Below are 12,399 nucleotides of genomic sequence, written 5' to 3' on the forward strand. Positions count from 1 at the left end.
ATGAAAAAAATATTATTATCAGCAGCTGTCATGCTGCTTTTATTATCCTGTAATACGGATGAAATAAATGATCTAAATCAAGATCAACAAACCATTGAAAAAATTGAAATAAAAAATGGCATTCTATCTTTCTCAAGTAAAGATCTACTTGGTAATACAGTAAAGGAGTTAAAAAAGATGAATGAAAAAGAAATGGAACTTAAGCTAAGTAAGTATTATGATCAAGGTTTTATGCCATTGTATCCTCACTTTAATGAAAGTGATATTGATAAAGCACTAGAATTTTCTAAGCGAAAAAGATCTAGACTAGAAAAATTAATTTCTTTTCAAAAGAATAATTCAAATAATATTCACCAAAAATCTGTTCCTACAGAAATTGATGAAGATGGTGAGTTAGTGGAAGAATATGATGATGACTTAATTTCGGATGACGAATTTGCGTCCTTGTTAAACGATGAGCGAGAAATTATTGTGGATAACACATTGTATAAATACACTTATAGTGGAATTTTTAGTGTTAACGCAAATGACAAACCTATATTAGATACTTATATAGAAGAAAATAATATTGAGTATTTAATACCAGTAGAGGAAGAAATAATAAGGGGAGAGGAAAAAATTAGTTCTGCAATTACAAAGCTGGTTCCAACTAAACAGATGATTGAACAAAGTTCGAATTGTCTAGAAGAAATTGTAGATGATCAACCATATGCTGCTTATGATGAGCCTGTTCTAACCGTCTTTGATGATAGTTGTGGTAGCTCTGGAGGTTCTGGCGGATCGGGAAGTGGTAGTACAGGAGGAACATCGACAACCGTTGATCATACTCAAAATTTAATGAACTTAGTTAACGGATTAGAAGCATGTAATCCATTAAATGGTTTTCTAGATAGTGGCTTTGGTTTATTGGGTGCAAGTAGAAAATGTTATTCAAACTTTAGCTCGAAATATAGAACCAAAACCAAATATTGGCAAGAAAATTATCAAATATATAATTCTATTGGCGTAAAAGTAAAGCATCAGAAAAAAGGTTGGACAGGTTTATGGAGAGCCAAAAAAACAGATGAGGCTGCTTTATTAATTAGTCAAGCCACCTTTAAGTATAAGTATACCATGCCAACACTTCCTCCTGGTTATTCACCAAAAAAATTATTCTTCTTTGAGGACAAAATATTTGATAATGCTGGTAGGGCTATCCAATACTACAATACTATTTACAAGCCTCCATTCCCAGATATCCCTTTTGTAAATGACGTTGTAGCTGTCGAATATCTAGATCTTACGTTTGGGGTTGAAATGACGCTCAATAAAATGAGAGAGGAGTTTTACAATGGAGTTTGGCAAGTCTCCAAACAAATTTTTCAGCAATTTAAAGGTAAAGCACCGAGTAGAGTGGCACACATTGTATTCACACCCAAGGAGGTATTTTTCAATTTTGTCGATTTAGAGAATAGAAAATTGAGTACAAAGAAAATTATAAATAGATTCGACTATAATTTTGGTTTAGGCATTAAGTTTAATGTTAATTATGATAATGATGGAAGAATTATCGGTACTGATTTAGATAATATTAATAATGTCTTTGACGCATTTAAGCATATAAAAATTCCAAAATTATACGACTATGATGCTGTTAAAATGGATTTTGTAGGTGCTACAAGAAGAGGAGATGTATGGAAAGGTAGTAGGTTAGTATATGAAAAAGATTAATTAAATGAAAATTCTGTAAAACTTTGTGCAGTTTTTTAGCCACTTGGAACTTCATATTCCAAGTGGTTTGGTTTTACCCTATAAAATTTCCGAAAATAATACTCAAAAAACATAATAAAAACTACCAAATCATGAAATACAAAGAAGAAAATTTTAAAGCTAGTGTAAGATATCGTTTTTACAAAACAAGAAATATTTATAAACAAAAAGTATTATATTTTTTATTCTTTTTAATATTCGTCAACTTTTCCTGTACTAAAGAAAATTTATCTGGTGAAGAACTACTGAGCTCGCCTATAATTTTCGATAATACTGAATTTGACCCAATAATTATAGATAAAAATTATATTGAAAATGCAACCTTAAGTGAGAAGTTAATCTATAAAGATTATCATTTAACATCACTCATGGAAGAAATAATTCAACAACGACCAGACTTGGAAAGCCTTAGTCAATTTAAAAAAGTAGGTAATGATAATAAACCTGCAGTTTATATAGAAAGTTTGTTGAATAAAAATATCAAGAACTCAAAAAATGATGTTTCATCTCTAGGAGCTTTTATGGACTTAGAAGGTGAGACTTGGTATCCTGTCTTAGAACTTTTTAAAGATGGACTGACTAAAATAAATAATAGTGTATACCTTATTAAAAGCTTTGATGAAAATTTGAATAAAGAATATGTAAAGGCTTATAAACCGAATGAGAATGGTGATTTAATATTAGTTGATGATAATTTTACAGAAGAAGAATTCTCAGGGAATAAAAAAAGCAATGATTCCTCATCTTATTATACTTTAAAGATTCTTCAGCCGTGTGAATATGAAGAAGAGCTTTTAAAGAATAAAACAGATGAACTTATAGAAGTTGGTGATTGTTCAGGAGGCGGAGGCTCTGGAGGTAGCTCTGGGGGGACTCAAGACAAAGTGCTAACACTCAAATCATTCGTAATAAAGGATAAAAAGGAATCTTGGTTAGAAAAAGCAGATATACATATTTTCGGGTTTAATATGAGTTTCTTCTCTGAATCAAGTAAAGAGGCTAATTATTTTAGACAATACCACCCTAATTATGGAAATAGTATTTATAGAATGGCCAAGGTTAGCAGTAGAGATGTGAAAGATCGAAAAACTATAACTGTAAATTATGAATTAGTTAACTCCAGACATGGAGGTTTAACTATTTATACAATTTTCGAATATGATAATTGGCCAGCTCCAATTAAATATAATACTTTTACAAACTTACCTATGGGACACACTCAAAGGGTTTATTGGCGCTCTTATAATGATAAATATATATCTTACGGAGTTAAAGCGAATAAAGATTCAAGTTACCCTTATAATTGGGGTTTTGGTTTCGGATTGAGTAATAGCGTTATAGATTATGACCATAATAGTTTTTATTAATATAATATGATAAATAATTTACTATCTCCTATAAAAGTATTTTTAATTACTGCATTTTTAACTATATCATCTACAAGTTTTTCACAAGATGTCGAGCGTAAAAGAAAGTTCTTTTTTAATGTTGGTCCTGAAGTCAGAATAACTCCCATATATAAGCTAAGTGATTATTCTATTAAAGCTGGGTTTACAAATCCCGATCTACAAAATTCAGGTTTGGCAATCAATTTAGGAGTAGATTATTATATCATTGATAGATTAAGTGTAGGAATTATAGCCTCCATGCGGTATGACTTAATTACTTCTCAGGAAAACGTAGGCTTATCCGGTGAGAATGTATCGAACTCCCAACGAGGATTACTATTTGGATATCACATTAATTTAGATTATCACTTTCCAATTTTTAAAAAAGGAGATTTATTAGTTAACGCTGGAGTATCTCTTTTAAATAGAAATAGTGAATTCACTTATACAGAGACCATCCTAGATAATAATGGACAATTTGTAGGTAACGTATCCACCTTAGCTGATTATGCTTACAGTGCAAATAAAATTTCAGTTGGATATAGTAATAATAAATCAAAGTTTAGACTTGGCACCTACATAACCGGAAGCTCAGGTTATTTTGAACAAAGAACGACCTTTTTTGTGCCTTTTTTAAATTATAGTTATACTTTCGGTAAGCTTTAGAAAGTTTCAAGCAAGCTAATCTAGAAGTTAATATCCACCACTTTTAGTGGTGGTTTTTTGATTAAACCCTGGAAGTTTTTTAATTATAATTTAAGCATAGAATGTTCTATCGCTTATTAAAAAGTGCTTTAAAAATTGAAAATACTATATAAACAATTACCTAATATCATTATGAATTCTTTCAAAATTCTCATGAATTTCATTATTGCTGTATGCACTTTTAGGCTTTGGTAGTCCTCTTTTTTATTTGGGAAACTTTGAATCGTATCGTTCTATCTTCCCCATCGGCAAATACAATAAATTCGCCTTGCTGCACTTTGGAAATCGTTAATGTTTTTATATATCTATTGTGATTACTTTGCTATGATGATGCCCGGTGCTATCGAGCAAAAAATGAACTTAGAAATTCCAGTTGGGGCCGTAACCCCAAAACTACTGGTCATTTTCTCAATGATTCTAATTGTTCCGTCCTTTATGATCTGTTTATCGGTTCTTTTAAAACCCATATTAAATAAATGGTTAAACATTATCGTTGCAGTTGTATGGTCATCAATGTCTTTTATTATTCTTGTTTGGGATTTAGCAGATGGCGGTCTACCATGGTCTGCCTTTTATGATCTCTATCAACTTGTTGAAATAATGATATTTAGTGTAATTATTTATCAAGCATGGAAATGGCCAAAAGAATAATTAAAATTTCAATTATACTGATTATAATTACAAAACCCGGCAATTTTCTTGCCGGGCAAACCAAACCTAAATATCCCCTTTTTTAAATTAGGGTTTCTAGCTTCTCTATGATTTTTTTAACCTCTTCAGGAATACGACGTCCCTGAAACGAGACTTTTTTCCCATTTAGTCTTATCAAAGTAATTGGGAGATCTCGAACCTTTTGATCAATTTTATTGGTTAAGGAAGTAAAATCAGCTTTATGAAATAATTGCTCTATTTCAGCCAACTCTTCTTTGGAAATTTTAAATTGATGCTTTCCTTTTTTACTTACATGATCAATACCATTATATACTACATATCCGTTTTTATAAATAAAGAGATCATAAACAGGACATTTGCCGAAACATCGTTTCTTAGTAAGCTGTATGTAGGCATCTTGAGGGTAAAGTTTTGATGAATTACAAGAAAGATTCAAAATAGTTGATAGGAGTATATATAAAACAATATTTTTCATTTTTAGAATTTTAAAGAAGTACCCTGAGCAACCTTGCCAAGAGTACTTATTACAATTAATGTTTTAACTTACAATGCGATTTTTTAGAATTGCCAAGTGTATTGGCTTGTTTCCAGCTTCCTGGAGCAGGTAATAGAAATGGACTGCCATTTTTTGCTCGTGAATTTACATTCCCTCTTATATAATCTCTCAATTGAATCAACTCATCATGCTCATACATCAATAATAATTTTTGCTCGGCCTTTGTAGTTCCAGAAGGTTTATTATTCATAGTCACAAAAGTTGCAAATACTTCTGCAATATCTTCTCCCGGGTTTGTAGCTGCATAATTCGTCACGAAACGATCTTTATACTTTTCATAGAAATCTTGATGTGCAGATTCACTATCACGTGCTTGTTGAAATTCTCCCCAAACATCGGCCCAAAAGCCTTTATGTAATTTATTAATATATGCTGCGCTTTTTGAGCATCCCTCACCTGTAAAATAATTAGAACAAGCATCAGATGTTATACTAGAATTTACCTGTGTTTTGTTTAGCGTAAGTATATGCCCAAATTCATGAATAACCGTATATGTTAATTCCTTTTTATCATCAGCATAATTAATAGCGATACCCATTTGCCACTTTGATAAATCATTTTGAGTTTGGTATACATATCCTGCTGATCCGCTAACATCGCCATTATAGATCATAAATTCACTCATAAAATGTCTGTAATTTGATGGCACTACTTTTTTTACCAAATTCCAAAGCTCTTGGTGTTTTGCTACATCTTTTTGATAGTTTAAATCTTCACCAGAAACTGCATAATCTCTTACTTTTTCTATATCACCACCATTAACTCTATAGAGGGTAATTTCTCCTTCTGAACCTTGCTGGTTTCCTGAATTACCATTGTTTCCTGAATTATCTCCAGCCCCTCCTGTTGAGCCTCCATTATCAGCGACCTGCTGCTGGGGTATAATTATATCTTCATCTTTATTACAAGCACTAAAAGTGATTGAAAAAATAAAAACGAATACTATCCATTTGTAAATTCTTGTTGATCTCATAATCATCATTTTTTTGGTTACTATATTTTTGCTTTGAGTTAAAAACAGGTATGATCAAAAATACCCTACCTTTAAAAAAAATTTTAGCTTTGAAATTTTTGAACCAATAGAATTAATGCAGAAGAATAAAGGGTCAATTTGTGAACCAGCTATATTCGAAAAAGTCTTTAACGAGCATTCTGAGACTGTTCGAAATTTTATTTTTTATAAATGTGGAGACATAGATCAAGCAGAAGATCTTACGCAAGAAGCTTTTGTACGATTATGGAAAAATTGTGCTAAAGTAATAGTTGGAAAAGCAAAGTCATTTTTGTTTACGGTAGTAAATAATCTATTTTATAATGAAGTTGCTCATAAAAAAGTTGTTTTGAAATATGAACAAAGTTTCACTTCGAGAGAAGAGCATCAAGACCCAGAATTTTTGTTAGAAGAAAAAGAATTCATGCTAAAATTGCAAACCGCCATTGCTAACTTAACAGAAGCACAACGCGAGGTTTTTTTATTAAGTCGAATTGATAAAAAGAAATACTCAGAAATTGCAGAAATGTTAGGTATTTCTGTTAAAGCAGTTGAAAAACGCATGAGTAAGGCACTGGTTAGTTTAAGAAAAGAAATTAAGAACATATAAGGTAGGGTAAACTAATGAAAGCCTGTTGTATAAATACATTTTAGGTTGTTATGGAACAAAATTACACAGATGAAACTTTTTTAGAACGTTGGCTTAATGGAGAGTTGAGCGCAAAAGAGTTAGAAGATTTTGAGCAATCGGAAACCTATAAAGATTATAAAAAGATATTAGAAGGTTCTGATAAATTTATAATGCCTAAATATGATAAAAGAACTGCCTTTGCCGAAGTGCAACAAAAAATAAAGGTTGAAGCTAAATTGAAGAAGCTAGCTCCTAATTGGGTATATGCTGCCGCGGCATCAATAGCCATACTACTTGGTGCATACTACTTTCTTACAATGACAACCACGGTCTCTACTAATTTTGGACAGCAACTCGCCGTAGTTTTACCAGATGGTTCTGAGGTAATGCTTAATGCTAAATCGACCATAAGATACAATGAAAGGAGCTGGGAGGAAAGTCGAAAGTTGAATCTTGAGGGAGAAGCCTTCTTTAAAGTTAAAAAAGGAAGCACGTTTAAAGTTGTATCTAAATTAGGAGATGTTGAAGTTCTAGGCACTCAGTTTAATGTAAGCAGTAATGATACTTTTTTTGAGGTAGCTTGCCATGAAGGTAAAGTTAGTGTAGAAAGTAATAGTGCAAAAGTAATTCTTACTAGCGGTAACGCTTTTAGAAATAATAAAAACAAAACAGAAGCGTATACTTTTAATCAAGAAGCACCAACTTGGTTACAAGGCGAATCAACCTTTACAAGTGCGCCTTTAATCCAGGTAATCAAAGCGCTAGAGAAACAGTTTAATATTAGAATAGAATTCAACAATATTGATGTTGACCAAAGGTTTACAGGAAGCTTTATTCATACGGATGTAAAGCTCGCCTTAAAGACAGTATTCATTCCTATGGAAATAAATTATACCTTTAAAAACGAAAATATCGTTATTCTCGTTAAAGGCTAATGAAACATTTCTTCTGGGGTATCTTTTTAACATTCTCAATTTATTCTTATTCACAAGAATCAGCCGATCATGATTATAAAAATGAACCTTTAAAAGCTGTATTAAAGCAACTTGAAAGTACATACAATTTACGATTTTCATATTCAGACAGTACGGTTAAAGGGCATTACTTTACCTTTTCTGGTAAAAATGTTTCATTACAAATTCTATTAAATAAAATTCAACAAAACTCTAATCTAGTTTTTGAAAAGGTAAATAGTAGATACTATGTTATTAGAAGAAAAAATGGGCAACTCCATACAATTTGTGCTTATATCTTTGACGAAAGTACTCAAGAAACGCTAAGCAAAGCCGAAATAGTTAATAGTAGTCAAGGAACTGGTACAATCACGAATTCGAAAGGTTTTTTTGAACTGCATAACGTGCATCAAAAAGATACCATAGCAATCCATTTTTTAGGATTTAAAACTCAAAAGCTTTCCGTTAAAGATTTTAATAGCGAAAAATGTGAGAAGCTTTTTTTAACACCAATTCATGAGCAATTAGAAGAAGTACTATTAAAAGAATATATTACTCAAGGTATTTCTCAAACCAATGACGCTATAAAGATAAAACCAAATGATCTTCAAATTCTTCCAGGACTAACAGAACCTGATGTTTTGGAAAGCTTACAATCATTACCCGGTATTCAAAGCCCTAATGAAACAGCTTCCGGATTAAACATTCGAGGGGGAACCCCTGATCAGAATTTAATATTGTGGGATGACATAAAAGTCTATCACAGTGGCCATTTTTTTGGAACCATTTCGGCTTTCAACCCATACATAACAGATGAGGTTACCGTTTATAAAAACGGGACTAATGCTAGATATGGGGATAGAATTTCTGGAGTAATAGATATACAAACCAGTAAAGAAATTCCCAAAGAAATTCAAGGCGGTTTGGGTTTTAATATGACGCATACTGATGCCTATTTAAAATTACCATTATTTAATAGTAAAGTTGGTGTCATTATGTCAGCACGAAGATCGTTTACAGATGCAATAAACACTTTTACCTATAAAAAACTAACAAAAAAGGTGTTTCAAAACTCTCGAGTTAGTCAGAATCAAAACCCTTTTGGTATTGATGTTAATGAAACAAAAAACGATTTTTATTTCTCAGATTTCAACATTAAAGTTATGGCCGATATTTCCACAAAAGACAAGCTTATATTTAGTGGTCTTTTTGTGAAAAATAAATTAGACTACTCAGCTTTATTTACCGATGTTGATTTTTCTGATACTTCCAATGATAAACTTAAAATTAACAATACCGGATTACAAGCCTTGTGGGCAAGAAAATGGACTAAAAACTTTAGTCATAGTTTAAGCGTAAGTTCTTCTAATTATAATTTTGACTATACCGGTAATGATCAATTTGATGAATTGGGCAATTTAATAATAACTAAAACCAATGACATTAAAGATCATGAAGTTAAATTGAACACAAATATTAACCTTTCGAAAAAAAGTGCTTTAGAATTAGGGTATCAATACGCAATAAATAGGGTTTCTTTTTTATTATTAAGAGACTCATACATACAAAATGATGATTTTTCTGAAGAAGACAATGCTACAAATATTTCCCATGCAATTTATGGTGAATATTTCTATAAAAAACTTCAAAAACTAAATATGCGTTTTGGTCTTCGTATAAACACATTATCTATTACAGATGATTTTTTACTAGAACCTCGGTTTAATATTGAGGCTTTTATAAATAAAGACTTAAGGCTTATTTTATCTGGTGAGATTAAAAATCAATCAATAAGTCAAATCATAGAGTTTGAAACATTAGATTTCGGCCTAGAAAATCAGGTGTGGACCTTGGCAAATGGCGATTTATTTCCTGTACTTAATAGCAAACAAATTAGCTTAGGGTTTAATTACAATAGAAACAACTGGAATGTCAGCATTGATAGTTATTATAAAAAAATTAAAGGTCTTTCTTCATTTACACGTGGCTTTTCAACTACAACATCAAATTTTTCAAATGGCACCAGCAGCAATTATGGTATTGATTTCCTAATAAAAAAGAAAATAAAAAATTATAGAACATGGGCTAGTTATTCACTCTCTTGGTCTGATTTTAAGTTTGATGATATAGAGGATGGTAATACCTTTCCTGGTAATTTTGATATAAGGCATAATTTTAACTGGTCTCATACACTCCAGTTAGGTAAATTTAATTTTTCCTTAGGTTGGAGGTTTAGAACAGGGAAACCATTTACCCAACTAAAATTAGATCAACAAGAAGGAGTTGTTACCTATAACAACATTAATGATAGTCGATTGCCCAACTATCACAGGCTTGATTTTTCTTCCACCTATCGATTTAATTTCACAAAAGATTCAAGAGTAAGAGGTAAATTGGGGCTTTCGGTGCTAAATATTTACGATCGAAAGAATATCTTAAATAAATCGTATTTCATTGCCGTAGACTCATCTAATAACAGTGAATTAATAGAAAGTAATTTAACAGCATTAAGAATAGCGCCCAATGTAGTTCTTAGGGTTTATTTTTAAACTAAGTTCGAATTATTTAAAAATAAAAAACGCTCACCAAAAGGCAAGCGTTTTTACTTATCATGAATTGGAAAATAGTATTCTTTTATCATAGAAAGGAGAGAAAGGAAATTTTCTTCGACAGATCTCATAAGATTTTTGTTAAACAAACTGCCTTTATAAAGGCAGTTTGCAACCAAATTAATTCACAGCAATTTTCCCTTCATCAAAATGAAACTAACAGAAACTAATTTTTAAGTTTTTATATGTTTTATTTAGTTATTTTCTAAGTCAAAAGCACTCTAGCAATAAATGTTTCTTTTTAGGGACTTCACCAGTAAGTTTACTTTATGTTTCACTTATTGAATGCGTCTTTTTAACTTTAAAATGTGACTAATTAATTATTAGATAGAACGTTTTTTAATTGTTATTGATGCGTCTGTTTAAGTTGTCATCAACGACTTTCACTAATGAAACAACAGTTATCATAAAAGTCCTACCAAAAAAAATAAAAAAATTATAAAAAAATCATAACTCGCTGTTATTCAATATTTTAAAATTAGTTTTGATTATTAAAAAAAAGTTCCCTTAACGTAGAAATGAAATTTAATTATTAGTTTAGCAGCAAGAATTTAATTCTAATCCCTTCTTAAATCAGAATTAAATTGACCTAATAGGGCAATAAAAGCTTTATTATAGTAGTTAATAGGTCAATATTTTAACATTTTAAATAATTTTTGCAAAAATTTTAGTTTCTTGCAAAGTATTGTATAATTGTTATATAATGTATTTATGAATAAGACTATAATTTATATTAGTGTCTCTATAAATTGAATACTACCTTAATCTAACCAAACGAACGAATGATAAAAGCACTTGAAAATAGTGTCTGTGAGGAACATATTTTTTCAAAAATGTTTCAAAGTTATTCTAATGACTTATATAGTTTTTTAAGATATAAGTTTGGAGATAACCTTAATCCAAAAGATAAAGTTCAAGAGGCCTTTATTAAATTATGGGATAATTGTAAAAAAGTAGCCCCTGATAAAGTAAAGTCTTTTTTATTTACTACTGCAAATAATATGATGCTTAATGAAGTGAAACACCAAAAGGTTGTTTTAAAGCATCAACAAACAAAACCTAAAGATTATACACATGAGAGTCCAGACTATATTATGGAAGAGTCTGAATTCATGCAGAAGTATGAAAGAGCTTTAGCAAAGCTTTCCGAAGCACAGCGTGTTGCATTTTTAATGAATAGAACAGAGGGCAAAAAACATAAAGAAATTGCCGAAATATTAGGTATTTCGAGAAAAGCTGTAGAAAAACGAATCTATGGTGCGCTAGAAAAGTTAAGAAAAGAAATAGAAGGTATATAAAGTAGGAAAAAAACCTTTTTAATTGTTATAGATATGAATCAAAACATCAACTTATTAAAAATAATTACCTTTATGGGTAGGAAAAACATACTTTAAGTTGTTGTATTTATATAGCATTAACATATGGAAAAGGAAATATTAATACAAAAATGGTTAAGTAATGAGCTCAGCAGCTCTGAGTTGGATACGCTTAAAAAGTTGCCTGAATACGAATCTTATAAGAAGATTTCGGATGCAGCGAAGCTTTTCAAAGATAATTCGTATGACGTCAACGCTGAGTATAATAGACTTAATGCAGTAATTGCACAAAAAAGGATGACAACTAAAAATCAAACTAACTCTCAGGAAGCAATTCCTTTGTTCAAAAAATTAAGACCGTTCATGCAAATTGCGGCAATATTCGTAATGGGTCTAGCGATTTATTTTGGGCCTTTCTATGATAATATGAAAACCATAAAAACTGCCGAAAATCAAAAAACCGTTAAATTACCTGATGCTTCGTTGGTAGCGCTAAACAGCACTTCACAAATAAGATATAAGAAATCGGATTTTAAAAATAAGAGAATCGTTAATTTAGTAGGTGAAGCAGATTTTGATGTTAAAGAAGGTTCTGTTTTTGAAGTAGTAACTTGGTCTGGAACGATTAATGATTTGGTAGGCACCAAGTTTAAGGTAAAGCAGCGTGCTAATTTCTTTGAGATTCTTTGTAAAGAAGGTGAAGTAAGTTTTACCTACAAAGGAAAAATTGTAAGATTACCTGCAGGTAAAAAATTAAATATTATTGATGGCAAGATTATAGAATCAAAACCTAAGCTTGCCTAATAAATATCACCCTACATGCCAAAGC

The 12,399-nt window shown here is 30.9% G+C and carries 11 protein-coding genes; 9 read left to right on the forward strand and 2 right to left on the reverse strand.

Translation table 11 applies throughout. The annotated features are described in order from the left end of the window. The 4 genes from AC1EUU_RS09940 to AC1EUU_RS09955 all read left to right on the forward strand — a co-directional run bounded on the left by AC1EUU_RS09940 (position 1) and on the right by AC1EUU_RS09955 (position 4,493). Positions 1 to 1,710 (forward strand): hypothetical protein, encoded by a 1,710-nt coding sequence (locus tag AC1EUU_RS09940; protein ID WP_480201268.1) that lies wholly within the window; start codon positions 1 to 3, stop codon positions 1,708 to 1,710. Positions 1,711 to 1,841: 131 nt separating this feature from the next. Beyond that, entirely contained in the window at positions 1,842 to 3,116 is a 1,275-nt protein-coding gene (locus tag AC1EUU_RS09945) for a hypothetical protein (protein WP_480201269.1), read from the forward strand. A 6-nt stretch (positions 3,117 to 3,122) separates the two neighbouring features. Beyond that, complete coding sequence (locus AC1EUU_RS09950) at positions 3,123 to 3,803, forward strand: hypothetical protein (protein WP_480201270.1); 681 nt, start codon at positions 3,123 to 3,125, stop codon at positions 3,801 to 3,803. A 300-nt stretch (positions 3,804 to 4,103) separates the two neighbouring features. Then, positions 4,104 to 4,493 carry a DUF6326 family protein gene (locus AC1EUU_RS09955; protein ID WP_480201849.1) on the forward strand — a complete coding sequence of 130 codons (390 nt, stop codon included), beginning with the start codon at positions 4,104 to 4,106 and terminating at the stop codon, positions 4,491 to 4,493. An 82-nt stretch (positions 4,494 to 4,575) separates the two neighbouring features. Here AC1EUU_RS09955 and AC1EUU_RS09960 read toward each other — a convergent pair whose 3' ends face one another. Beyond that, positions 4,576 to 4,989, reverse strand: a complete 414-nt coding sequence (locus tag AC1EUU_RS09960) for a DUF6438 domain-containing protein (protein ID WP_480201271.1) — start codon at positions 4,987 to 4,989, stop codon at positions 4,576 to 4,578. Between the two features lie 55 nt (positions 4,990 to 5,044). Beyond that, the gene (locus AC1EUU_RS09965) at positions 5,045 to 6,043 is read right to left on the reverse strand and encodes a zinc-binding metallopeptidase (protein WP_480201272.1); all 999 of its coding nucleotides are present in this window, start codon (positions 6,041 to 6,043) and stop codon (positions 5,045 to 5,047) included. A gap of 115 nt (positions 6,044 to 6,158) precedes the next feature. Between AC1EUU_RS09965 and AC1EUU_RS09970 the strand changes: the two genes are divergently transcribed. The 5 genes from AC1EUU_RS09970 to AC1EUU_RS09990 all read left to right on the forward strand — a co-directional run bounded on the left by AC1EUU_RS09970 (position 6,159) and on the right by AC1EUU_RS09990 (position 12,374). Then, a complete protein-coding gene (locus AC1EUU_RS09970) occupies positions 6,159 to 6,671 on the forward strand; it encodes an RNA polymerase sigma factor (RefSeq protein WP_480201273.1) in 513 nt (170 codons plus the stop codon). A gap of 50 nt (positions 6,672 to 6,721) precedes the next feature. Then, complete coding sequence (locus tag AC1EUU_RS09975) at positions 6,722 to 7,627, forward strand: FecR family protein (RefSeq protein ID WP_480201274.1); 906 nt, start codon at positions 6,722 to 6,724, stop codon at positions 7,625 to 7,627. Next, on the forward strand, positions 7,627 to 10,194 hold the full coding sequence (locus AC1EUU_RS09980) for a TonB-dependent receptor domain-containing protein (RefSeq protein WP_480201275.1): 2,568 nt from the start codon (positions 7,627 to 7,629) through the stop codon (positions 10,192 to 10,194). Before AC1EUU_RS09975 ends, AC1EUU_RS09980 begins: the two co-directional genes overlap by 1 nt. 842 nt (positions 10,195 to 11,036) lie before the next feature. Continuing rightward, on the forward strand, positions 11,037 to 11,552 hold the full coding sequence (locus tag AC1EUU_RS09985; protein WP_480201276.1) for an RNA polymerase sigma factor: 516 nt from the start codon (positions 11,037 to 11,039) through the stop codon (positions 11,550 to 11,552). A 123-nt stretch (positions 11,553 to 11,675) separates the two neighbouring features. Continuing rightward, positions 11,676 to 12,374: a FecR domain-containing protein gene (locus AC1EUU_RS09990; RefSeq protein WP_480201277.1), complete on the forward strand. Its 699-nt coding sequence runs from the start codon at positions 11,676 to 11,678 to the stop codon at positions 12,372 to 12,374. The last annotated feature ends 25 nt before the right edge of the window (positions 12,375 to 12,399 follow it).

This window comes from Maritimimonas sp. 2205BS37-2, assembly GCF_056591755.1.

Excerpts from the sequence above, each read along its gene's own strand:
- AC1EUU_RS09940 (WP_480201268.1), top strand. The coding sequence starts at position 1 with ATGAAAAAAATATTATTATCAGCAGCTGTCATGCTGCTTTTATTATCC.
- AC1EUU_RS09960 (WP_480201271.1), bottom strand. The coding sequence starts at position 4,989 with ATGAAAAATATTGTTTTATATATACTCCTATCAACTATTTTGAATCTT.
- AC1EUU_RS09990 (WP_480201277.1), top strand. The coding sequence starts at position 11,676 with ATGGAAAAGGAAATATTAATACAAAAATGGTTAAGTAATGAGCTCAGC.
- AC1EUU_RS09975 (WP_480201274.1), top strand. The coding sequence starts at position 6,722 with ATGGAACAAAATTACACAGATGAAACTTTTTTAGAACGTTGGCTTAAT.
- AC1EUU_RS09985 (WP_480201276.1), top strand. The coding sequence starts at position 11,037 with ATGATAAAAGCACTTGAAAATAGTGTCTGTGAGGAACATATTTTTTCA.
- AC1EUU_RS09980 (WP_480201275.1), top strand. The coding sequence starts at position 7,627 with ATGAAACATTTCTTCTGGGGTATCTTTTTAACATTCTCAATTTATTCT.
- AC1EUU_RS09965 (WP_480201272.1), bottom strand. The coding sequence starts at position 6,043 with ATGAGATCAACAAGAATTTACAAATGGATAGTATTCGTTTTTATTTTT.
- AC1EUU_RS09950 (WP_480201270.1), top strand. The coding sequence starts at position 3,123 with ATGATAAATAATTTACTATCTCCTATAAAAGTATTTTTAATTACTGCA.
- AC1EUU_RS09970 (WP_480201273.1), top strand. The coding sequence starts at position 6,159 with ATGCAGAAGAATAAAGGGTCAATTTGTGAACCAGCTATATTCGAAAAA.
- AC1EUU_RS09945 (WP_480201269.1), top strand. The coding sequence starts at position 1,842 with ATGAAATACAAAGAAGAAAATTTTAAAGCTAGTGTAAGATATCGTTTT.